This window comes from Klebsiella sp. C239 (assembly GCF_048822715.1).
Lineage (GTDB): Bacteria > Pseudomonadota > Gammaproteobacteria > Enterobacterales > Enterobacteriaceae > Klebsiella > Klebsiella quasipneumoniae.
In genome coordinates this window covers 726997-749628 of sequence record NZ_JBMEZK010000002.1, presented here as the reverse complement: position 1 = coordinate 749628, position 22632 = coordinate 726997, and the positions used below count along the sequence as shown (strand labels likewise).

At 57.5% G+C, this 22632-nt stretch carries 18 protein-coding genes; 11 read left to right on the top strand and 7 right to left on the bottom strand.

From position 1 onward, the window contains the following. Nucleotides 1-53 precede the first annotated feature (53 nt). Complete coding sequence (locus ACOI6Z_RS08870; protein ID WP_044524849.1) at nt 54-764, top strand: membrane protein associated with oxaloacetate decarboxylase; 711 nt, start codon at nt 54-56, stop codon at nt 762-764. 25 nt (nt 765-789) lie between these two features. Here ACOI6Z_RS08870 and degS read toward each other — a convergent pair whose 3' ends face one another. From degS to zapG, 3 genes are all read right to left on the bottom strand, one after another. Further along, on the bottom strand, nt 790-1848 hold the full coding sequence (gene degS, locus ACOI6Z_RS08865) for an outer membrane-stress sensor serine endopeptidase DegS (protein WP_002918568.1): 1059 nt from the start codon (nt 1846-1848) through the stop codon (nt 790-792). An 87-nt stretch (nt 1849-1935) separates the two neighbouring features. Continuing rightward, nucleotides 1936-3303: a serine endoprotease DegQ gene (gene degQ, locus ACOI6Z_RS08860; protein ID WP_017899931.1), complete on the bottom strand. Its 1368-nt coding sequence runs from the start codon at nt 3301-3303 to the stop codon at nt 1936-1938. A 173-nt stretch (nt 3304-3476) separates the two neighbouring features. Beyond that, nucleotides 3477-3875, bottom strand: coding sequence for a Z-ring associated protein ZapG (gene zapG, locus ACOI6Z_RS08855; protein WP_012540461.1), 399 nt, complete (start codon nt 3873-3875; stop codon nt 3477-3479). Nucleotides 3876-4065: 190 nt separating this feature from the next. On the opposite strand from zapG, the gene zapE reads away from it, so the two are divergent. From zapE to ACOI6Z_RS08820, 7 genes are all read left to right on the top strand, one after another. After that, the gene (gene zapE / locus ACOI6Z_RS08850) at nt 4066-5193 is read left to right on the top strand and encodes a cell division protein ZapE (protein ID WP_420687198.1); all 1128 of its coding nucleotides are present in this window, start codon (nt 4066-4068) and stop codon (nt 5191-5193) included. A 266-nt stretch (nt 5194-5459) separates the two neighbouring features. Further along, nucleotides 5460-5888 (top strand): 50S ribosomal protein L13, encoded by a 429-nt coding sequence (gene rplM / locus ACOI6Z_RS08845; protein ID WP_002918559.1) that lies wholly within the window; start codon nt 5460-5462, stop codon nt 5886-5888. 15 nt (nt 5889-5903) lie between these two features. Further along, nucleotides 5904-6296, top strand: a complete 393-nt coding sequence (gene rpsI / locus ACOI6Z_RS08840; RefSeq protein WP_000829818.1) for a 30S ribosomal protein S9 — start codon at nt 5904-5906, stop codon at nt 6294-6296. A 57-nt stretch (nt 6297-6353) separates the two neighbouring features. Beyond that, nucleotides 6354-6638 (top strand): hypothetical protein, encoded by a 285-nt coding sequence (locus ACOI6Z_RS08835; RefSeq protein WP_136070768.1) that lies wholly within the window; start codon nt 6354-6356, stop codon nt 6636-6638. Continuing rightward, nucleotides 6608-7246, top strand: coding sequence for a stringent starvation protein SspA (gene sspA, locus ACOI6Z_RS08830; protein WP_002918467.1), 639 nt, complete (start codon nt 6608-6610; stop codon nt 7244-7246). Before ACOI6Z_RS08835 ends, sspA begins: the two co-directional genes overlap by 31 nt. A gap of 3 nt (nt 7247-7249) precedes the next feature. After that, on the top strand, nt 7250-7744 hold the full coding sequence (gene sspB / locus ACOI6Z_RS08825; RefSeq protein WP_002918465.1) for a ClpXP protease specificity-enhancing factor: 495 nt from the start codon (nt 7250-7252) through the stop codon (nt 7742-7744). A gap of 125 nt (nt 7745-7869) precedes the next feature. Next, nucleotides 7870-8556: an N-acetylmannosamine-6-phosphate 2-epimerase gene (locus ACOI6Z_RS08820; protein ID WP_044524845.1), complete on the top strand. Its 687-nt coding sequence runs from the start codon at nt 7870-7872 to the stop codon at nt 8554-8556. 73 nt (nt 8557-8629) lie between these two features. Here the strand turns inward: ACOI6Z_RS08820 and gltD are convergent, their stop codons facing one another. Continuing rightward, nucleotides 8630-10048, bottom strand: a complete 1419-nt coding sequence (gene gltD / locus ACOI6Z_RS08815; RefSeq protein ID WP_032454181.1) for a glutamate synthase subunit GltD — start codon at nt 10046-10048, stop codon at nt 8630-8632. Between the two features lie 9 nt (nt 10049-10057). Continuing rightward, entirely contained in the window at nt 10058-14518 is a 4461-nt protein-coding gene (gene gltB / locus ACOI6Z_RS08810; RefSeq protein WP_044524842.1) for a glutamate synthase large subunit, read from the bottom strand. Nucleotides 14519-15191: 673 nt separating this feature from the next. On the opposite strand from gltB, the gene ACOI6Z_RS08805 reads away from it, so the two are divergent. Further along, nucleotides 15192-16127, top strand: coding sequence for a TIGR01212 family radical SAM protein (locus ACOI6Z_RS08805; protein ID WP_044524840.1), 936 nt, complete (start codon nt 15192-15194; stop codon nt 16125-16127). 52 nt (nt 16128-16179) lie between these two features. On the opposite strand, the gene ACOI6Z_RS08800 is transcribed toward ACOI6Z_RS08805, so the two are convergent. Together ACOI6Z_RS08800 and ACOI6Z_RS08795 are read right to left on the bottom strand one after the other, a co-directional pair. Further along, entirely contained in the window at nt 16180-17463 is a 1284-nt protein-coding gene (locus ACOI6Z_RS08800) for an MFS transporter (RefSeq protein ID WP_065812779.1), read from the bottom strand. Between the two features lie 76 nt (nt 17464-17539). Further along, a complete protein-coding gene (locus tag ACOI6Z_RS08795) occupies nt 17540-18556 on the bottom strand; it encodes a Zn-dependent oxidoreductase (RefSeq protein WP_044524838.1) in 1017 nt (338 codons plus the stop codon). A gap of 297 nt (nt 18557-18853) precedes the next feature. Between ACOI6Z_RS08795 and uxuA the strand changes: the two genes are divergently transcribed. Both uxuA and arcB read left to right on the top strand, forming a co-directional pair. Then, nucleotides 18854-19918, top strand: coding sequence for a mannonate dehydratase (gene uxuA / locus ACOI6Z_RS08790; RefSeq protein WP_044524869.1), 1065 nt, complete (start codon nt 18854-18856; stop codon nt 19916-19918). 148 nt (nt 19919-20066) lie between these two features. Next, a complete protein-coding gene (gene arcB / locus ACOI6Z_RS08785; RefSeq protein ID WP_032454177.1) occupies nt 20067-22406 on the top strand; it encodes an aerobic respiration two-component sensor histidine kinase ArcB in 2340 nt (779 codons plus the stop codon). The last annotated feature ends 226 nt before the right edge of the window (nt 22407-22632 follow it).

Genomic DNA, 22632 nt, shown 5'->3' with positions numbered 1-22632 from the left:
CTGTTTCCGCGGCTGGCATGTCGGCCGCGGAGATTTCTCATAAGGAGACGGTGATGAATGAAGCCATAGCATGCTGTCCGGAAAACCGGACATCAACACGGGTGGCGGTGGTTGACGCCATGCTGGCGTCAGGCGATGAACTTGCACAACTGCAGCCGGCGCTGAACCTGCTTTCGCCCCCGCTGAACGCCACGCCTGGTGAAGCGCTGCTGGCCAGCTGTTATGAGGCCGGCGCTGACCACAACGCTGACGAGGCGACACGGGCGGTGACTGCCTTACCGGCGGCGGTCGTGCGCCCCGCGACGCCCTCGCTGCAGCGCAGCGGTCTGCTGTGCATGGCGGCCGGGGCGCTCAGCGCCCGGCAACTTCCGCTGACGCACAACCGGCTGTGCGACGTGGCGGGGCAGTTCGCCCGCGCTATTCCTGAAGGCGATGAAGAGGCGGGCAGTGGATTTTATACCGTGCGCAGCGTGTCCCTGCCCGTCTACCGGCGGCTGCGGCGGGATAACCATTCCCACAGCGTCTGTCTGCAGCAGGCGATGCTGCATTTGCTGGCCTGGAAGAGTGAGTCGCCCTGGGCGCGGCAGCAGGCGCAGCGCCTGCTCTGGCAGGGTGGCGTGCTGGGTGAGAAGGGGGAATTTGCGCTACTGACGCTGGATGATGAGCTTCGCGAGCGACAGGTTGTATGGCCCGCGCTGAGATCGCTGCTGGCGGTGACCGGGTTTCTGGTCAGATTCCCGGCCGGTCCGGTATTTAGCGATTAACGTGGCTCCCCAAACGGGGAGCCGCTTAGTTGGTGGCCGGGTATTCCTGGACGGCGATATGGAGCGTGATTTTCTTATCATCACGCATGATGACCACCGGAATTTCTGAACCCGGGCGGATCTCGGCCACCTGATCCATTGTCTCCAGCGCGGAGACCGCGGGTTTGTCATTCACGGAGATGATCACGTCGTTGGCGCGGATCCCCGCCTGCGCGGCCGGTCCGTCCGGCGCGACATCGTTAACGACGATCCCCTGGATCTGATCGATCCCGCCGCCCTGCGCGTGCAGCGGGGCGATCTCCCGGCCGCTAATGCCGATATAGCCGCGGATCACACGGCCATCCCGGATCAGTTTATCCATAATTTTGGTCGCTAACTGGAACGGGATCGCAAAGCCAATGCCTTCAGGCGTTTCGCCGTCGTTGCTCTTGTCAAAGGAGAGGGTGTTAATCCCCATCAGCTCGCCGAGGGAGTTCACCAGCGCCCCGCCGGAGTTACCGTGGTTGATCGAGGCGTCAGTCTGCAGGAAATTCTGGCGGCCGGTGGGGTTGAGGCCAATGCGCCCTGTGGCGCTGATGATCCCCTGGGTGATGGTCTGTCCCAGATTATAGGGGTTGCCAATCGCCAGCACCACATCGCCGATGTGCGGCGTGCGTTTCGGGTTGATCGGGATCACCGGCAGCCCGCCGGTAGCGTTGATCTTCAGCACCGCGAGGTCGGTCAGGGAATCGGAGCCTACCAGCAGCGCTTCGAAGACCCGGCCGTCCTGCAGAGCGACGATAATCTGGTCGGCATCGTTAATCACATGCTTGTTGGTCAGGATATAGCCGCGCTGGTCCATGATCACCCCGGAGCCAAGCGTCAGCTGATTATGGCTGGTGCTGTTCAGGGCGCGGTTATAGACGTTCACTACGGCGGGCGCGGCGCGGCGTACGGCGGCGTTATAGCTCGCCGGGGAGTCGTCTGCCGTATCATTCTGGGTGGTCGGCGCTAGCTGCCACTGGCGCAGCGAGGGCATCAGGGCCAACAGCAGGCCCCCGACAAGCAAACCGATGAGTACTGAACGTAATAACTTTCCAGGCATGATGCAGATATCGTTAATGAATGGTCAGGCGCAGCATAGCATGAGTTGCCCGGACATCGCACATGGCGGCGATGTCCGGGGAGACAATCAGCGCAGCAGCAGATAGATGCTTTCGTTGCCGCGGATCACGTTCAGGGCGATGACCGGCGGTTTGCCTTCGAGCACTTTGCGTAATTCGGCAATCGAATGAATACGCTCGCGGTTAAGGCCAATGATAATGTCATCCTTATGCAGGCCGACCTGGGCGGCGGCGCTGCCTTTATCGACATTATCGATCACCACCCCTTTGGTGCCATCTTTCATCTGACCGTCGCTGAACGAGGCACCCTGCAGAGCCGGGATAATCAGCTCAGCGCTGGCGGTGGAGGAGGTGCTCTTATCCAGCGTCACTTCGACATCGACCGGTTTTCCATCGCGCAGCAGGCCCAGTTTGACTTTGGTCCCCGGCTCGGTGGTGGCGATCCGCGAGCGCAGTTCGGCAAAACTATTCAGCGGCTTGCCGTTCAGGCTAACGATGACGTCGCCGGATTTGATCCCCGCTTTGGCGGACCCGGAGTTTGGCAGCACTTCACTGACGAAGGCGCCGCGCTGAACGTTGAGGTTCATCGCCTTGGCGATATCGGCGCTCATTTCCATGCCTTTAATGCCCAGCAGGCCGCGCTTGATTTCGCCAAACTGAATGAGCTGGTCGGCGAGGGTTTTCGCCATGTTGCTCGGGATGGCGAAGCCGATGCCGATGCTGCCGCCGCCCGGCGCCAGGATCGCGGTGTTGATCCCGATAAGCTCGCCGTTGAGGTTCAACAGCGCGCCGCCGGAGTTGCCGCGGTTGATGGAGGCATCGGTCTGGATGAAATTCTCCAGCCCTTCAAGGTTCAGGCCGCTGCGGCCAAGGGCAGAGATAATGCCGGAGGTGGCGGTCTGACCAAGGCCGAACGGGTTGCCGACGGCGACGGCGAAGTCGCCGACGCGGAGTTTATCGGAGTCAGCAATGGCGATTTGCGTCAGGTTCGACGGCTTAATCAGCTGCAGCAGAGCAATGTCGCTCTGTTCATCGCTACCGACCAGTTTGGCATCAAATTCACGACCATCGTTCAGCTGGACGCTGATCTTCTGCGCCTGATTGATGACGTGGTTATTGGTCAGCACGTAGCCTTTCGCTGCGTCGATAATGACGCCGGAGCCAAGCCCTTCGAACGGCTGCGCCTGCTCTTGCGGGGCGTTATCGCCAAAATATTTCTTCAGCTCTTCCGGCATATTGAGCGTCGGCGAGGCAGTGCCTTCCACCTGGACGCTGACTACCGCCGGCAGGACCTTTTCCAGCATCGGCGCCAGGCTTGGTAACGCGCCCTGGCCGGGCACCTGAGTCGGTAAGGATGCTGCTGCCGGAGGCAGAACCGACAACGATAACCCAATGCTTAACGCTAACGCACTCAACAGCAAAGTCTGTTTCTTCATTAGATGCTGGCTCTCGTAACCTGAGGTGTATGGAAAAATGTCCTGAATAACCTGATGTTATTGAATTTTTGCGCAGGTAACAATGTGGGGACTGGTTTAAATTGTAGCCGGGAAGTGGGGAAGGAGCGGGCGCGATGGGCGCGCCCGGAGAATATTTTATCAGAGGCGATTGTTTAATCGCGTTTTGCGCCACCGCGCAGTAATCCGGATGCGCCTTCGGAGTAGTCGCGCGGCATCTGGACCGGCGCCTGATCGTTGCTGGCTTCAGACTCTTCCAGGCGGTTGCGGAACGGGTTGGCGTCTGCCATGGAATCCGGCAGCAGGTTGTTAGAGCTTTTCGCCATATGCTGATACAGCTGACGGTAGTCGTGCGCCATGTTATCCAGCAGCTCGGCGCTGCGCGCAAAATGGCTGACCAGCTCTTCACGGTACTCTTCAAGCTCGGCTTTATTCTTTTCCAGTTCGAACTGCAGCGCCTGCTGCTGGCGCAGTTTGCGGTTGCCGAAACGCATGGCGACGGCACCAATGATGATACCGACGACTAACCCAATTAGCGCGTATTCCCAGGTCATGAACATCTCCCGTTGTATTGTGGTTCCGTAGGGTGGCTCTTAGGCTCTCCGCCTGCGCCCGATAGTGCCACTATAACCGCTAATTCCACAGAAGTGGAATCCTGGCGTATCATCGCGTAGTGTAGAACGGCCTTTTTTTCGTCAATCGTGAGCTTCGACATCACGGTTTTCAAGGAATAACAATTAGATCATGCAAAGCCTGTCTCCAACATCGCGTTACCTTTCAGCCCTGAAAGAGGGCAGCCATCAACCCGACGACGTCCAGCAAGAAGCGGTGAGCCGCCTCGATACCATTTACCAGGAACTGCAGACTCAGCCCGCGCCCGTCGCGTCAGGCGGCGGTTTGCGCGCGAAATTCGGCAAACTGCTGGGTAAGCGCGAACCAGCAGCCGAGGCGGTGCCCGTCCGCGGCCTGTATATGTGGGGCGGCGTGGGGCGGGGGAAAACCTGGCTGATGGACCTGTTTTACCAGAGCCTGCCGGGCGAGCGTAAGCAGCGCCTGCATTTCCATCGCTTTATGCTGCGGGTGCACGAAGAGCTGACCACCCTGCAGGGCCATAGCGACCCGCTGGACATTGTCGCCGACCGCTTTAAAGCGGAAACCGACGTGCTCTGTTTCGACGAGTTTTTTGTCTCCGATATAACCGACGCCATGCTGTTGGGCGGGCTGATGAAGGCCCTGTTCGCCCGCGGCATCACGCTGGTGGCGACCTCCAATATTCCGCCGGATGAGCTCTATCGCAATGGCCTGCAGCGCGCCCGTTTTCTGCCCGCTATCGACGCCATCAAGCAACATTGCGATATTATGAACGTCGATGCCGGCATCGATTATCGCTTGCGTACCCTGACCCAGGCGCACCTGTGGCTGTCGCCGCTGAATAACGACACCCGCGAACAGATGGATAAACTGTGGCTGGCGCTGGCCGGCGCGCCGCGCGCTGCCGGGCCGACGCTGGAGATCAACCATCGCGAGCTGCCGACCCTCGGCGTGGAAAACCAGACGCTGGCGGCGTCGTTCGCCACGCTGTGCGTGGATGCCCGTAGCCAGCATGACTATATCGCGCTCTCCCGCCTGTTCCACACCGTGATGCTGTTCGACGTGCCGGTGATGACCGCGCAGCTGGAGAGCGAAGCCCGGCGCTTTATCGCCCTGGTGGATGAGTTCTATGAGCGCCACGTGAAGCTGGTGGTCAGCGCGGCGGTGCCGCTGTACGACATTTATCAGGGAGAGCGGCTGAAGTTTGAGTTTCAGCGCTGTCTGTCGCGTCTGCAGGAGATGCAGAGCGAAGAGTACCTCAAGCGCCCGCATATGCCCTGACAGGATACTTTTTCCCGGCGAATTCAGGGCCGCAGGGCCGCCCCGGGAGCTGCCTGAAAAATCTCATAAAGGGGTCGATCTTTGACCCCGACTTCTCTATAATCTTGCGACCCCACGTTACGAGAAGGTTTTTTTCCCGAAACTTTCTATGTGCCGGCATAGGCTATTCGAAGGGGTAGGTTTGCTGGACAATGTCGTGTGAACCTCAACTGACTAAACGTTTGGGTGTTCACCAACGTGTAACTTATTATTTGGGTAAGCTTTTAATGAAAACTTTTACAGCTAAACCAGAAACCGTAAAACGCGACTGGTATGTTGTTGACGCGACCGGTAAAACTCTGGGCCGTCTGGCTACTGAACTGGCTCGTCGCCTGCGCGGTAAGCACAAAGCGGAATACACTCCGCACGTTGATACCGGTGATTACATCATCGTTCTGAACGCAGAAAAAGTTGCTGTTACCGGCAACAAGCGCGAAGACAAAATGTATTACCACCACACCGGCCACATCGGTGGTATCAAAGAAGCGACCTTTGAAGAGATGATTGCCCGCCGTCCTGAGCGTGTGATTGAAATCGCGGTTAAAGGCATGCTGCCAAAAGGCCCGCTGGGTCGTGCTATGTACCGTAAACTGAAAGTTTACGCGGGTAACGAGCACAACCACGCGGCACAGCAACCGCAAGTTCTTGACATCTAATCGGGATTATAGGCAATGGCTGAAAATCAATACTACGGCACTGGTCGCCGCAAAAGTTCCGCAGCTCGCGTTTTCATCAAACCGGGCAACGGCAAAATCGTTATCAACCAGCGTTCTCTGGAACAGTACTTCGGTCGTGAAACTGCCCGCATGGTAGTTCGTCAGCCGCTGGAACTGGTCGACATGGTTGAGAAACTGGATCTGTACATCACTGTTAAAGGTGGTGGTATCTCTGGTCAGGCTGGTGCGATCCGTCACGGTATCACCCGCGCTCTGATGGAGTACGACGAGTCCCTGCGTTCTGAACTGCGTAAAGCTGGCTTCGTCACTCGTGACGCTCGTCAGGTTGAACGTAAGAAAGTCGGTCTGCGTAAAGCACGTCGTCGTCCGCAGTTCTCCAAACGTTAATTGTTTTCTGCTCACGCAGAACAATTTGCGAAAAAACCCGCTCCGGCGGGTTTTTTTATGGATAAAACGGCTGTTATCCACAAGCTTACCGCCGGTTCTTGCCACTTTTTCAGCATTTCCAGAATCCCCTCACCACAACGTCTTCAAAATCTGGTAAACTATCATCCAATTTTCTGCCCAAATGCTGGTGATTGTTCATTTTTTGTTTTATTCGTGAACGAAGGTGACATCGCGCTACTGGGGTTTTTACATCTGGCCGGCCATGAGTGGCTGGCAGCAGTACAAAATTCTGAATATACCTGGAGGTTTTCATGGCTGTCGCTGCCAACAAACGTTCGGTAATGACGCTGTTTTCTGGTCCTACTGACATCTATAGCCATCAGGTCCGCATTGTGCTGGCCGAGAAGGGTGTCAGTTTTGAGATAGAGCACGTGGAGAAGGACAACCCGCCTCAGGATCTGATTGACCTCAACCCGAATCAAAGCGTACCGACGCTGGTGGATCGTGAGCTCACTCTGTGGGAATCCCGCATCATTATGGAATACCTGGATGAGCGTTTCCCGCACCCGCCGTTAATGCCGGTTTATCCGGTGGCGCGTGGCGAAAGCCGTCTGTATATGCAACGTATCGAGAAGGACTGGTATTCGCTGATGAACACCATCCAGAGCGGTACCGCAGCGCAAGCTGATGCTGCGCGTAAGCAACTGCGTGAAGAACTGCTGGCCATCGCGCCGGTGTTCACCCAGAAACCTTACTTCCTGAGCGATGAGTTCAGCCTGGTGGATTGCTACCTGGCGCCGCTGCTGTGGCGTCTGCCGGTTCTCGGTGTGGAGCTGGTTGGCGCAGGCGCGAAAGAGCTCAAAGGCTATATGACTCGCGTATTTGAGCGTGATTCCTTCCTCGCCTCTTTAACTGAAGCCGAGCGTGAAATGCGCCTCGGTCGGGGCTAAATAATGGATGTATCACAGCTGACGCCGCGTCGCCCGTATCTGCTGCGGGCGTTTTATGACTGGCTGCTGGATAACCAGCTGACGCCGCATCTGGTGGTGGATGTCACGCTGCCGGGCGTGCTCGTGCCGATGGAGTATGCGCGCGACGGGCAAATCGTTCTCAATATTGCCCCGCGTGCGGTAGGTAATCTTGAGCTGGCGAACGACGAAGTGCGCTTCAACGCGCGCTTTGGCGGCGTGCCGCGCAACGTATCTGTCCCGCTGGCTGCGGTACTCGCCATCTATGCCCGTGAGAACGGCGCCGGCACGATGTTTGAACCGGAAGCGGCCTATGACGAAGACGTCAGCAGCCTCAACGATGATGACGTCGCGCCTGAGAGTGAAAGCGAAACGGTGATGTCGGTGATTGATGGCGATAAGCCCGATAATCACGACGACGATCCTGACGACACGCCGCCGCCGCGCGGCGGTCGCCCGGCGCTGCGCGTGGTGAAGTAACTCCCTTCTCTGACAGGCCCTGCGGGGCCTGTTTTTTTTGTCTGTCCGCTTTGTTAACTCTGCCACAAACGAGGCGTCCCATGGCTGGTACTGTCATCGCCACAGGTAGCTTTCAGGGAGCCGACATGTCTTTACTCGCACAACTGGACCAGCAAATCCGTCATCATGGCGGATTAATTGTCTCCTGCCAGCCGGTGCCGGGCAGCCCGCTGGATAACCCCGCCATCGTCGCGGCGATGGGGCTGGCGGCGGAGCAGGCGGGGGCGGTGGCGCTGCGCATCGAAGGTCTGGCCAACCTGCAGGCCGTTCGTCCGTTAGTGACGGTGCCTGTTATCGCGCTGATTAAGCGCGATCTGCATGATAGCCCGGTGCGTATTACGCCGTGGCTTGAGGATGTGAATGCCCTGGCGCAGGCAGGGGCCGATATCATTGCGGTTGACGGCACGCGGCGTCAGCGTCCGGCCTCTGTCGCATCGTTGTTGGCGGCAATTCACTGCCAGGGGAAAAATGCGATGGCAGATTGTTCCTCTCTCGACGATGCCCTTGAATGCTGGCAATTGGGCTTCGATATGGTTGGCACCACCCTCTCAGGCTATACCGCAGAGGAGACACCGGTCGAGCCGGATCTGGCGCTGGTGAAAAGCCTGAGCGCCGCGGGCTGCAGAGTGGTCGCTGAGGGACGCTACAATACGCCTGCGCAGGCGGCTGAGGCAATGCGCTGCGGCGCGTGGGCGGTGACCGTCGGCTCGGCGATCACCCGCTTAGAACATATCTGCGGCTGGTATAATACGGCGCTGAAAGCGGCGGTCTGACCGGCGAATGGGCAATAAAAAAGCCCGATGGCGTTAACCATCGGGCTTTTATGCGCTGAGACTCCGGGCCTAATCAGACTTCAAGGTAGTTGAGGATCCCGTCAGCCGCTTTACGTCCTTCCGCAATCGCGGTGACCACCAGGTCGGAACCGCGAACGATATCGCCACCGGCGAAGATTTTCGGGTTGCTGGTCTGGAAGGCGTTCTCGCTGCCTTCCGGCGCAATGATGCGGCCCTGGGAGTCCAGCTCGACGCTGTGCTTCGCCAGCCACTCCATGCTGTGGGGACGGAAGCCAAACGCCATGACGACGGCGTCTGCCGGCACCACGTGCTCAGAGCCAGCGACGATCTCCGCGCGACGGCGGCCTTTCGCATCCGGCTGGCCCATCTCGGTGCGCGCCATCTTCACGCCGCACACTTTGCCGTTGGCATTCACTTCCACGCCCAGCGGCTGGACGTTGAACTGGAACTCAACGCCTTCCTCACGCGCGTTTTTCACTTCGCGTTTTGAACCCGGCATGTTCTCTTCGTCACGACGATAGGCGCAGATCACGTGCGCCGCATTCTGACGGACGGAGGTACGTACGCAGTCCATCGCAGTATCGCCACCGCCGAGCACGACCACGCGTTTGCCTTCCATGCTGACGTAGGGCTCATCGGCGGTTTCGCCAAAGCCCATGATCTGCTTGGTGTTGGCGATCAGGAACGGCAGCGCGTCGTAGACGCCAGGGGCGTCTTCATTGTCCAGCCCGCCGCGCATCGACTGATAGGTGCCAACGCCGAGGAACACGGCATCGTACTCTTTCAGCAGGTCGTCGAGCTGCACGTCGCGGCCCACTTCGGTATTGAGTTTGAACTCAATGCCCATGCCGGTGAAGATCTCCCGGCGGCGGGTCATCACCTCTTTTTCCAGCTTGAACGCCGGGATACCGAAGGTCAGCAGGCCGCCGATTTCCGGATGGCGGTCAAACACCACCGCCTTGACGCCGTTGCGGGTCAACACGTCGGCACAGGCGAGGCCCGCCGGGCCAGCGCCGATGATCGCGACGGTTTTACCGGTCGGTTTCACGCCGGAGAGATCCGGACGCCAGCCCATCTCGAATGCCTTATCATTGATGTAGCGTTCGATGTTGCCGATGGTCACCGCGCCGAACTCATCGTTCAGCGTACAGGAGCCTTCACACAGGCGGTCCTGCGGGCAGACGCGCCCGCAGACTTCCGGCAGGGTGTTGGTCTGGTGCGACAGCTCAGCCGCCTCAAAAATACGCCCCTCGTTGGCCAGCTTCAGCCAGTTCGGGATGTAGTTATGCACCGGGCACTTCCACTCGCAGTACGGGTTGCCGCAGGAGAGGCAGCGATCCGCCTGCGCCTTGGCCTGGCCTTCTGAAAACGGCTCGTAAATTTCCACAAATTCAATTTTACGGATCTTCAGCGGTTTCTTTGGCGGATCAACGCGCTGCAGGTCGATAAATTGATAAACGTTCTGACTCATCTTAACCCCTTACTGCGCCTGCACCCGCAGCTCAGCTGCGGAACGACTACGGTGACCCAACAGTGCTTTAACATCGCTGGACTTCGGTTTAACCAGCGCAAACTTCGCGGAGAAGGCCGGCCAGTTGGCGAGGATCTCTTCGCCGCGTTGCGAACCGGTAAGCTGCACGTGCTCGGTGATTAAACCGCGCAGGTGCTCTTCATGGATGGCCAGAGAGTCAACGTCCAGCACTTCCACCAGCTCCGGGTTCACGCGTTTACGGAAGTCGCCATCTTCATCCAGGACATAGGCAAAGCCGCCGGTCATCCCTGCGCCAAAGTTGACGCCGGTTTTACCGAGCACGCAGACGATACCGCCGGTCATGTATTCACAGCCGTTGTCGCCGATGCCTTCCACCACGGTGATGGCGCCGGAGTTACGCACCGCGAAACGCTCACCTGCGCGGCCTGCGGCGTACAGACGACCACCGGTCGCGCCGTACAGGCAGGTGTTGCCGATAATGCTGGCTTCGTGGCTGCGGAAAGCGGAGCCCACCGGCGGACGAATGGCCAGCAGACCGCCCGCCATGCCTTTGCCGACATAGTCGTTGGCGTCGCCCGTCAGATGCAGTTCCACGCCGCCGGCGTTCCACACGCCGAAGCTCTGGCCCGCGGTGCCGCTAAAGTGAGCGACGATCGGGTCGCCCGCCAGTCCCTGGTCGCCATGGGTCTGGGCGATATACCCGGACAGCGAGGCCCCCACGGAGCGGTCGGTATTGCGGATATCGAACCAGAACGTTTTGCTCTGCTTTTCATCCACGTACGGTTTCGCCTGCTGCAGCAGCTGGGCATTGAGCACGCCGTTATCGAACGGCGGGTTATTTTCGGTGCAGTACAGCGCTTTGCCAGGATGCGGCTCTGCGGTCTCCAGTAGTTTACCCAGATCCAGTTTCTGCTGCTTGGCGGTGAAACCATCCAGCTCTTTGAGCAGATCGGTGCGGCCAATCAGATCTACCAGGCGCTTGACGCCCAGCTGGGCCATCAGCTCGCGGGTTTCACGGGCGATAAATTCAAAGTAGTTGGTCACTTTGAACGGCAGACCGTGATAGTGGTTCTTACGCAGTTTGTCATCCTGGGTCGCCACGCCGGTCGCGCAGTTGTTCAGGTGGCAAATACGCAGGTATTTACAGCCCAGCGCCACCATCGGGCCGGTACCGAAACCGAAGCTTTCCGCGCCGAGGATCGCCGCTTTGATGATATCGAGGCCGGTTTTCAGGCCGCCATCCACCTGCAGACGGATCTTATGACGCAGGCCGTTAGCGACCAGCGCCTGCTGGGTTTCCACCAGACCAAGCTCCCACGGACAGCCGGCATATTTCACGGAAGAGAGCGGGCTCGCCCCGGTGCCGCCGTCGTAGCCGGCGATGGTGATCAGGTCGGCATAAGCTTTGGCTACGCCGGTGGCGATGGTGCCCACGCCCGGTTCAGAAACCAGTTTGACCGAAATCATCGCTTTCGGGTTGACCTGCTTGAGGTCGAAAATCAGCTGCGCCAAATCCTCGATAGAGTAGATATCGTGGTGCGGCGGCGGGGAGATCAGCGTCACGCCCGGTACCGAATAGCGCAGTTTGGCGATGTACGGAGTGACTTTATCACCCGGTAGCTGGCCGCCTTCACCCGGCTTCGCGCCCTGGGCGACTTTGATCTGGATAACGTCGGCATTGACCAGATAGGCTGGGGTGACGCCGAAGCGGCCGGACGCCACCTGCTTGATGCGCGACACTTTATTGGTGCCGTAGCGCGCCGGGTCTTCACCGCCTTCACCGGAGTTAGAGAAGCCGCCGATGCTGTTCATCGCTTCCGCCAGCGATTCGTGCGCTTCCGGACTCAGGGCGCCGATCGACATCGCTGCGGTATCGAAGCGTTTGAACAGCTCCTTCGCCGGCTCCACGTCGTCGATGCTGATGGCGTCTTCGCCCGGATTGAGCGCCAGCAGATCGCGCAGCGTGGCCGCCGGACGTTCGTTAACCAGCTTCGCGTATTGTTGATAATCGCTGTACTCGCCGCTCTGCACAGCCTGCTGCAGGGTACGCACCACGTCCGGGTTGTAGGCGTGATATTCGCCGCCGTGAACGTACTTCAGCAGACCGCCCTGAGCCAGCGGCTTGCGCGCCAGCCAGGCGCGTTTCGACAGATTCAGCAGGTCCTGCTGGAAATCGTCGAAGCCGGCGCCGCCGATGCGACTGACCACGCCCTGGAAACAGAGATCGGAGACATCGCGATGCAGACCGACCGCTTCGAACAGCTTCGAGCAGCGGTAGGAGGCGATGGTCGAGATCCCCATCTTGGACATGATCTTATACAGACCTTTATTGATACCGTTGCGATAGTTCAGCATCACCGCACGGTACGGTTTATCGATAGCTTTGCTGTCGACCAGCTTCGCCAGCGTTTCATAGGCGAGGTACGGATAGATAGCTGTCGCGCCGAAGCCCAGCAGTACGGCGAAGTGATGCGGATCGCGGGCGCTGGCGGTTTCAACGATGATGTTGGCATCGCAGCGCAGACTTTTATCGACCAGACGGGTCTGGATCGCGCCAACGGCCATCGGCGCCGGCACCGGCAGGCGGTCTTTGGCGATGTTGCGGTCAGAAAGAACCAGCAGCACGGTACCATCGCGTACCATTTGCTCCGCTTTGTCGCACAGGGCCTTCACCGTCTCGCTGAGTGAAGCCTCTGCCGGGTTGAAGGTGATGTCGAGGACGTCGGCACGATAGTGCTCTTCTTCCATCGTCGTCAGCTGTTTGAAATCGGAGTACAGCAGGATCGGCGATTTGAAGCTCAGACGATGCGCCTGGCCTTCCGCTTCGCAGAAGACGTTCATTTCGCGCCCGATGCTGGTGGCCAGCGACATGACGTGAGCTTCACGCAGCGGATCGATAGGCGGGTTCGTCACCTGGGCGAACTGCTGACGGAAATAATCGTAGATAATGCGCGGCTGGCTGGAAAGGACGGCGAAAGGCGTGTCATCGCCCATTGAGCCGACCGCTTCCTGGCCATTTTCGCCGAGCACGCGCAGCACCGAGTCCAGCTCTTCCGCGCTGTAGTTAAACTGTTTCTGGTAGCTGGCCAGCAGATCGTCGTCCAGCTGGCGGCTGCCAACCTCTTCGTCCGGCAGATCTTCAAACGGCACCAGACGACGAACGTTTTTCTCCATCCACTCTTTATACGGATGGCGGCTCTTCAGATCGTCATCGGTTTCCGCTGAGTGCAGAATGCGTCCGGCACGGGTATCGATAACCATCAGCTCGCCCGGACCCACGCGGCCTTTCTCAACCACTTCGTCCGGCTGGTAGTCCCAGATGCCGACTTCAGAGGCGCAGGTGATGAGCTTATCTTTGGTAATGACGTAGCGCGCCGGGCGCAGGCCATTACGGTCGAGGTTACAGGCCGCGTAGCGACCATCGGACATGACGATACCCGCCGGGCCGTCCCATGGCTCCATATGCATGGAGTTAAAGTCGAAGAACGAACGCAGCTCCGGATCCATATCCGGGTTGTTCTGCCAGGCTGGCGGCACCAGCAGACGCATGGCGCGCACGATGTCCATCCCGCCGGCCAGCAGCAGCTCCAGCATGTTGTCCATTGAACTGGAGTCGGAGCCGGTTTCGTTAACGAACGGCGCGGCGTCGTGCAGGTCCGGGATCAGCGGGGTCTGGAACTTATAGGTACGGGCGCGAGCCCACTGGCGGTTGCCGGTGATGGTGTTGATTTCACCGTTGTGCGCCAGGTAGCGGAACGGCTGCGCCAGCGGCCAGCGTGGTACGGTGTTGGTGGAGAAGCGCTGGTGGAACAGGCAGATAGCCGACTCCAGGCGCAGGTCCGCGAGGTCCAGGTAGAAGCGCGGCAAATCCGCCGGCATACACAGACCTTTATAGATGTTGACCAGGTTGGACAAGCTACAAACGTAGAAATCTTTGTCTTCCTGCAGGCGTTTTTCAATGCGACGACGCGCAATAAACAGACGACGCTCCATATCGCGCGGGCGCCAGCCAGCCGGGGCGTTAACAAAGATTTGCTCAATACGGGGCAGCGAGGAGAGGGCGATTTCACCGAGCACGCCTTCGTTGGTCGGCACATCGCGCCAGCCAACAATCGACAGGGTCTCAAGCTGAAGTTCTTCTTCAACGATGCGGCGTGCCGCTTTCGCCAGTTCAGGATCTTTATTCAGGAACAGCATCCCAACGGCGTAGTTTTTGGCTAAACGCCAGCCGCGCTCTTCGGCAACGATGCGGAAGAAACGATCGGGTTTTTGCAGCAGCAGACCGCAACCGTCGCCGGTTTTACCATCGGCAAGGATTGCGCCACGGTGCTGCATGCGGGCCAGTGCGTGTATCGCGGTTCGCACTACCTTGTGGCTAGGTTCGCCTTCTATGTGGGCGATCAGGCCGAAACCACAGTTATCCCTCTCAAGGGATTTGTCGTACAACATATCAGTGAACCTCCCCAGGCTCTACGGACCCCCTCCGATACCGATTGCGCACAGGCACAGAAAGAGCATGGCGACGGGGTTTGCACCTCGCATTCGCCCTCTTTAAATCCTTTTTGCATCGGTACACAAGTTTGAGGACTTGCTGTTAAGAGGGAATCTCAATTACTGCATAAATATGATGAGCAGAGTGCTCATCCAGAAAGCTTCCAGCGGATTCCCAACTTATCGGGAATCCACACTTACGTCAAATGGCAATCTTATTAATACAAAAATGTGCCATACAGGTGTTAACTTTTTGTTTTTAAAATAAATAATGCCATTTTTTATGCTTTGGATACGTCCGCAGAGGGTAAGACTAGTGTGATCTGTCTCACTGTGCGCGCGGCTTTGCATTACCGATCTGCGCTGAAATATATTTCATTATTAGCATATTTGACTGCTATAAATTTATGTGGTGGATATTAATACTGTTTTTTACCATAAAGTAGATTAGGGCCGCGCGATGATGAAATATAAGGAAAACTCATTACCCTGTGGGTGAATGAAATTGCAGTAATCATGATTGTTTATGCAATGAAGCGGGTCGCCGCGCTGACGATTGATCCATGTCATCGCCGTCGGTGACGAAAAGTGGCAGGCTTGGCCCCCTTTGTTGAGGCCGGTCTATCAGATTATGCAGTTACAGAAATTAGTCAATATGTTTGGTGGGGATCTTCTGCGCCGCTATGGCGAAAAGGTCCATAAGCTAACGCTGCACGGCGGTTTTAGCTGCCCGAACCGCGACGGTACGCTGGGCCGTGGCGGCTGCACTTTCTGTAACGTGGCCTCGTTTGCGGATGAAGCCCAGCAGCATCGTTCCATCGCCGAACAGCTCGCCCATCAGGCGCAGCTCGTTAACCGGGCAAAGCGCTATCTGGCCTATTTTCAGGCTTATACCAGCACCTTTGCTGAAGTGCAGGTGCTCCGCTCGATGTATCGCCAGGCCGTCAGCGAGGCGAATATCGTTGGCCTCTGCGTCGGCACCCGCCCGGACTGCGTGCCGGAGGCGGTTCTCGACCTGCTCAGTGAATACCACCAGCAGGGGTATGAGGTATGGCTGGAGCTGGGGCTGCAGACCGCGCATGATAAGACCCTGCATCGCATTAACCGCGGGCATGATTTCGCCTGTTACCAGCGCACCGCGCGTCTGGCGCGTGAGCGCGGACTGAAGGTTTGCGCGCATCTCATTGTCGGCCTGCCCGGGGAGTCCCAGGAGCACGGCCTCGAGACGCTGGAGCGGGTCGTGACCACCGGCGTGGATGGCATCAAGCTGCACCCGCTGCATATCGTTAAAGGCAGCATTATGGCAAAAGCATGGCAGGCCGGTCGTCTCGATGGCATCGAACTGGAGGCGTATACCGTCACCGCCGGGGAGATGATCCGCCACACCCCGCCGGAGGTGATCTACCATCGCATATCGGCCAGCGCCCGTCGGCCCACGCTGCTCGCGCCGCTGTGGTGCGAAAATCGCTGGACCGGAATGGTTGAACTGGATCGCTATCTGAATGAGCAGGGCGCTCAGGGTTCGGCGCTGGGCCGCAGCTGGGTCGCGCCCCAGGCGGTGAAATAGTCTCAGAGGATGCCCGGCGTGATGACTGCGCCGGGCATGGTATTGCTGTCGACTATGCCTGACTGGCTTTCATTGTCACGCGTGGCGTTTTGATCACGAACAGTACCAGCAGGGCGCCGAGCGCGGCGATAGTGCCGGCGAGGACAAAGGCGCTGTCGAATTTACCGGTAGACTGCACGATATAGCCGGTGACAATCGGCCCCACGATGCCGGAGACGCTGCCGATAAGGTGGATAAAGCCGCTGGTGCCGCCGACGCGGGATTTATGCACCACGTCCTGGATAATCGCCCAGTAGATCGCTCCGGTGACATAGAGGAAAAAGATGGAGACAGACATCAGCAGAACGGCAGGAACGACGCTGCTGACGGTACCGGCAAGCCCCACACAGATGGCGGCCATCAGCAGACATACCACCAGCACAATTTTGCGCGACAGCAGCAGGCGTCCGGTGAGTTTAAAAATTTTATCGGAAATATACCCTCCCAGCGCCAGGCCGACAAAGCCGACTATCCATGGAATCATGGTGGTGAGGCTCATCTGTTTAATATCCAGATGGTGCTGCTGAACCAGATAGGACGGGAACCAGCTGAGGAAGAAAAACAAAATATAGTTGTAGCAGAAGAATGCAAAGGCTGTTACCAGAATAATAGGCTGCTTGAGATAATAACCCAGTGAGTGAGCGGTTTGATTTTCTACGGTTTCCAGGGCGTCCTCCTCTTGCTTCATTTTATTAATGAGCATGAGCTCTTCCTGACGGACATGCTTATGTTTGTCAGGCGAGTTGGCGGCAATAAAAAACCACACGACCATCCACACAATACCGATGGCGAAAATAATCATAAACGCCGGGCGCCAGCCGAATGCGAGAGCCAGATAACCGACGATGGGGCCGGCAACCGCGCCGCCCAGCGGAGAGCCGGCGCTGAGCAGCCCTACGGCGGTAGCCGCTTGCTTCTTAGGAAACCAGCCGTTGATCATCTTGTTCGCCGACGCGCAAATCGGGCCTTCAGCCATCCCGAAGAGGACGCGCAGCATCAGCATGGAATAAAAGCCGGTGGCAAAGGCGGTTAAGCCGCAAAATAGCGACCACATCCCCACCGCCAGCCCCAGGACCAGCGTTGCGCCAAACTTATCCACGGCCAGACCGCCAATAAAATTAAATACCGCGTAGCCGAAGAAAAAACTGCCGAAAATAATACCAAACTGTTCGGCGTTGAGCGCCAGATCCTTTTCAATCATCGGTACCGTAATGGATAACGCCACCCGGTCCAGATAATTAATCATATATACTAAAAATAATAACAGGACGATAATCCAGCGGATATTTTTTCCCATGATGACACCGTGATGAGTATGTTATTGAGCTCTGGCGCGACGGATATCAATATTCACGTCGCCCGTTATTTAGCATTTACCCCAGCTGCAGCAATACCTTGCAGCAGGTTTTCCGATCGTTGGCAAAAATCTCCATAGCCTCTTTTACCTGCTCCAGCGGCATGCAGTGGGTGATTAACGCCTCAGGCTGGATAAGGCCTTTCTCCATCCAGTCGATGACCAGCGGAAAACGTCCTCTGTTCAGCCGGGAGGAGAAAATGGAGATCTCTTTACTGGTGATGCTTTGCTGGGTGAGGGTGGACGCCTCGCCGGAGAAGCCGAGTATGCCGATGCGTGCGGCGGGAGAGGCGAGGAGAATGGCCTCCTGAAGGATCGCCGGGTGGCAGGCGGCATCGATGACCAGCGTGGGGGCTATCTGCCGCTGCGCCAGCTGTTCCGCCAGCGGCTGGTGAGTGTTATCCAGCGTCAGATCGGCGCCATTGTCCCGCGCCATCTGCAGACGTTCGGCAATGCGGTCCACGACGATCACCTGCTTAACGCCATACACCCCCTTCAGCGCCTGGATCACCGTCAGACCCATCGGACCTGCGCCGTAGATCAGGGCGATATCCTGCGCCATGGGCTGCAGCTGGGCGGTAATGTTTGCCGCAATGGTAAAAGGCTCAACCATCGTCGCCTGACGATCGCTGATGGCTTCCGGAATGCGCCAGGCGTTTTTCGCCGGCACGCAGGCGTAGTCGCTGAATCCGCCGTCGCGGTGAACCCCGATGACCTGGAGCTGCGCACAGACATTCGGCCGCCCCACCGAGCAGGGATAACACTGGCCGCAGCTGACGACAGGGTCGACCGCGACGCGCTCGCCGATGCGTGCCGGAGAGACCTGTTCGCCGACGGCATCGATGATGCCGAAGAATTCATGGCCGATCACGCGGGGATATTTCGCGAAGGGGTTGTGGCCCTGATAGATATGCACATCGGAACCGCAGATCCCGGCAAAGGCGATTTTCACCCGGACTTCGTGGGCGCCCGGAGCGGGAACCGGACGTGATTCGATGTTCAGTTGGCCTGGCTCTTTGACAACGACGCTTCTCATTTCTGTTCCTTCCCTTGTCTGTTTTCTGAACAAATATCGTGACTTTTATTACCATACAAGTATGCAATTGATCATAACTAGCTCTGGATCACATTTGGCGAAGGTCGTCAGAAAAAGCCCGGCAATGATTAATTTATTGAAATAAATTGAGAAAAATTATGAATGTAGAGAAAGCGACCTCACCGGCGAGCCGGTCAGCAGGAATGTGATCGCCATCACGACAGTTAAGGCTCAATCAATTATGATTACTGGTATGGTAGTAGGGTGAAATTAAACTATGTTGAGCAGGTGATGACGATGCAGATGACAATGCGCTGGTTTGGACCAGAGGAAGATAAGGTTTCATTAGAGCATATACGCCAGGTCCCCGGCGTGGAGGGGGTGGTCGGCGCGCTCTATGACGTCGCGGTGGGCGAGGTATGGCCGGAGGATAAAATTGAGCGTCTGGTCAGCCAGGCCCATGCCGCAGGCCTGAAAATGGAGGTAATAGAGAGCGTCAACATCCATGACGACATCAAAATCGGCCTCCCTTCTCGTGACCGCTATATTGCCAACTATCAGCAGACCATTCGCCACCTTGCCCGCTTCGGCGTCAAAGTCATCTGCTATAACTTCATGCCGGTGTTCGACTGGATGAAGACGGATATGAACTACGTCCTGCCGGATGGCTCGTTGACGATGGCTTTTGAGAAGAAAGATATCGATAAGCGGCTGGAAGACGTGGTGAAGGAGGTGCTTGAGAATTCAAACGGCTTCGCGTTGCCGGGCTGGGAGCCGGAACGGCTGGCGGAAGTGCAGACCCTGTTTGCCAAATATAGCGCGGTGGATGACCATAAGCTGCGGGAGAACCTGGTCTATTTTCTGCGGGCGGTGATCCCGGTTTGCGAAGAGGTGGGCGTGAAAATGGCGATCCACCCTGACGATCCGCCGTACTCGATATTTGGCCTGCCGCGGGTGGTCAAAAACCGCGACGATCTGGACTGGATCTGCCGGGCTGTCGATTCACCCGCCAACGGTATCACCCTCTGCACCGGCTCGATTGCCGAAGATCCGGATAACGACGTATACGCTATTCTGGCTGAGTTTACCCGCCGCAAGCGGATCCATTTTGCCCACGTCCGCAATATTAAACTGATGCAGGATAAAGACTTTTACGAGTGCGCCCATCCGTCAGAATACGGCTCCCTGGATATGTACAAGGTGATGCAAGCGTTGCACGACAACGGCTTCGACGGCTATATACGCCCGGATCATGGCCGCTTTATCTGGGGAGAGACCGGACGCCCGGGCTATGGTTTATACGATCGCGCACTCGGGGTGACCTACCTCAAAGGTCTCTGGGAGGCGCTAAGCAAGCGCTAACCCCTTCCTGACCATGCCTCTTTTTCGCGGCTGGTTCGCCTCGGCGGCCAGTCGTCATATCGGCTCCTTCCCGCATTTTTTGCACAACTTACAGCGCATTGCTCAGAATTGAGTATTATTGTGCGGAGTTGTCGTGAAGGAATCCCTTATGAAGCAAATTCGTATGCTGGCGCAGTATTATGTCGACCTGATGATGAAGCTGGGTCTGGTCCGCTTTTCAATGCTGTTGGCACTTGCGCTGGTGGTGCTGGCCATCGTGGTACAGATGGCGGTCACCATGGTGCTGCATGGCCAGGTTGAAAGCATCGACGTTATCCGCTCTATCTTCTTCGGTCTGCTGATCACCCCGTGGGCGGTCTATTTTCTCTCGGTGGTGGTGGAGCAGCTTGAAGAGTCCCGCCAGCGTCTTTCGCGGCTGGTGGAGAAACTGGAGGAGATGCGTGAGCGCGATCTGAAGCTGAACGTGCAGCTGAAAGACAATATCGCGCAGTTGAATCAGGAGATTGGCGAACGTGAAAAGGCGGAAGCCGAGCGTGAGACCACCCTCGAGCAGCTGAAGATCGAGATGAAAGAGCGTGAAGAGACGCAGATCCAGCTCGAACAGCAATCCTCCTTTCTGCGCTCTTTCCTCGATGCCTCCCCGGACCTGGTCTTCTACCGCAATGAGGATAAAGAGTTTTCCGGCTGTAACCGGGCGATGGAGCTGCTGACCGGCAAAAGCGAGAAACAGCTGATCCACCTCAAACCGCAGGATGTCTATAGCGAAGAGGCGGCGGAAAAGGTGCTGGAAACCGATGAGAAGGTGTTCCGCCACAATGTATCGCTGACCTATGAGCAGTGGCTGGACTATCCCGATGGCCGTAAAGCGTGCTTCGAAATCCGCAAGGTCCCGTACTACGATCGCGTCGGTAAGCGTCGTGGTCTGATGGGCTTCGGACGCGATATCACCGAACGAAAACGCTATCAGGACGCCCTCGAACGCGCCAGCCGGGATAAAACCACCTTCATCTCCACCATCAGCCATGAGCTGCGTACCCCGCTGAACGGGATTGTCGGGCTGAGCCGAATTTTGCTGGATACCGAACTGACCAGCGAGCAGGAAAAATACCTGAAAACCATCCATGTCTCAGCGGTGACGCTGGGGAATATCTTCAATGATATTATCGACATGGATAAAATGGAACGCCGTAAGGTGCAGCTCGATAACCAGCCGGTGGACTTCACCAGCTTCCTTGCCGACCTGGAAAACCTTTCCGGTCTGCAGGCGCAGCAGAAGGGACTGCGCTTTGTGCTGGAGCCGAGCCTGCCGCTGCCGCACAAGGTGATCACCGATGGCACCCGCCTGCGGCAGATCCTGTGGAATCTTATCAGCAACGCCGTGAAGTTTACCCCACAGGGCGGAGGGGTGAACGTCCGCGTGCGCTATGACGAAGGCGATATCCTGCACTTTGAAGTGGAAGACTCCGGGATTGGTATTCCTGAAGCGGAGCAGGACAAAATATTCGCCATGTATTACCAGGTCAAAGACAGCCACGGCGGCAAACCCGCCACCGGCACCGGGATTGGCCTCGCCGTATCGCGTCGCCTGGCGCGCAATATGGGCGGCGATATCAGCGTCACCAGCCAGCCGGGTAAAGGGGCGACCTTTACGCTCACCGTCCATGCGCCTGCCATTGCGGAAGAAGTGGAAGATACGCTGGCGGAAGACGACATGCCATTACCGGCGCTCAACGTGCTGCTGGTGGAAGATATTGAGCTCAACGTCATTGTGGCGCGCTCGGTGCTGGAAAAGCTGGGCAACAGCGTGGATGTCGCGATGACCGGCAAAGCCGCGCTGGAGATGTTTGAGCCTGGCGAGTACGACCTGGTGCTGCTGGATATCCAGCTGCCGGATATGACGGGACTGGATATTTCTCGTCAGCTAAAACAGAATTTTGCCGCGGATGAGCTGCCGCCGCTGGTGGCCCTGACCGCCAACGTGCTGAAGAATAAGAAAGAGTATCTGGATGCCGGCATGGACGATGTGCTGAGCAAGCCGCTATCGGTGCCGGCGCTGACGGCCATGATTAAAAAATTCTGGGATGCGCCGGAAGAGGAGGCGCAGGAAGCGCCGGCGGCCGATCGGCATAAAGCCGATGCGGTGCTGGATACCGATATGCTTGAGCAATATATCGAACTGGTGGGACCGAAGCTTATCAACGATGGCCTCGCGGTGTTTGAGAAGATGATGCCGGGCTATATGTCCGTCCTTGAGTCTAATCTCACCGCCCGGGATCAAAAAGGGATCGTTGAAGAGGGGCATAAGATCAAAGGGGCTGCGGGCTCTATTGGCCTGCGCCACATCCAGCAGCTGGGTCAGCAGATCCAGACGCCGGACCTGCCTGCCTGGTCTGATAATGTCGCTGAATGGGTTGAAGAGATGAAATCCGAGTGGCAAAACGACGTGGCGGTTCTGAAGGCGTGGGTGGCGAAGGCCGGGAAAAAATGACCCCGGACAGACCGGGGTGCGCGAATACTGCGCCAACACCAGGGAACTGGTGGTTGAGCCAGTGTGATTTGAGTGATGTTGTTACGTGGCGCAACCTGAGAAGTGGATTGCTCGCTCATTAAGATAGCAAAGCTTAACTAATTTGTTACATGAATCAGTAAAATATGTGAAGCATAGCGAGTAAATCGACATTTTTGACTGGTTTCAGCGAGTTGCATGGAGGAGC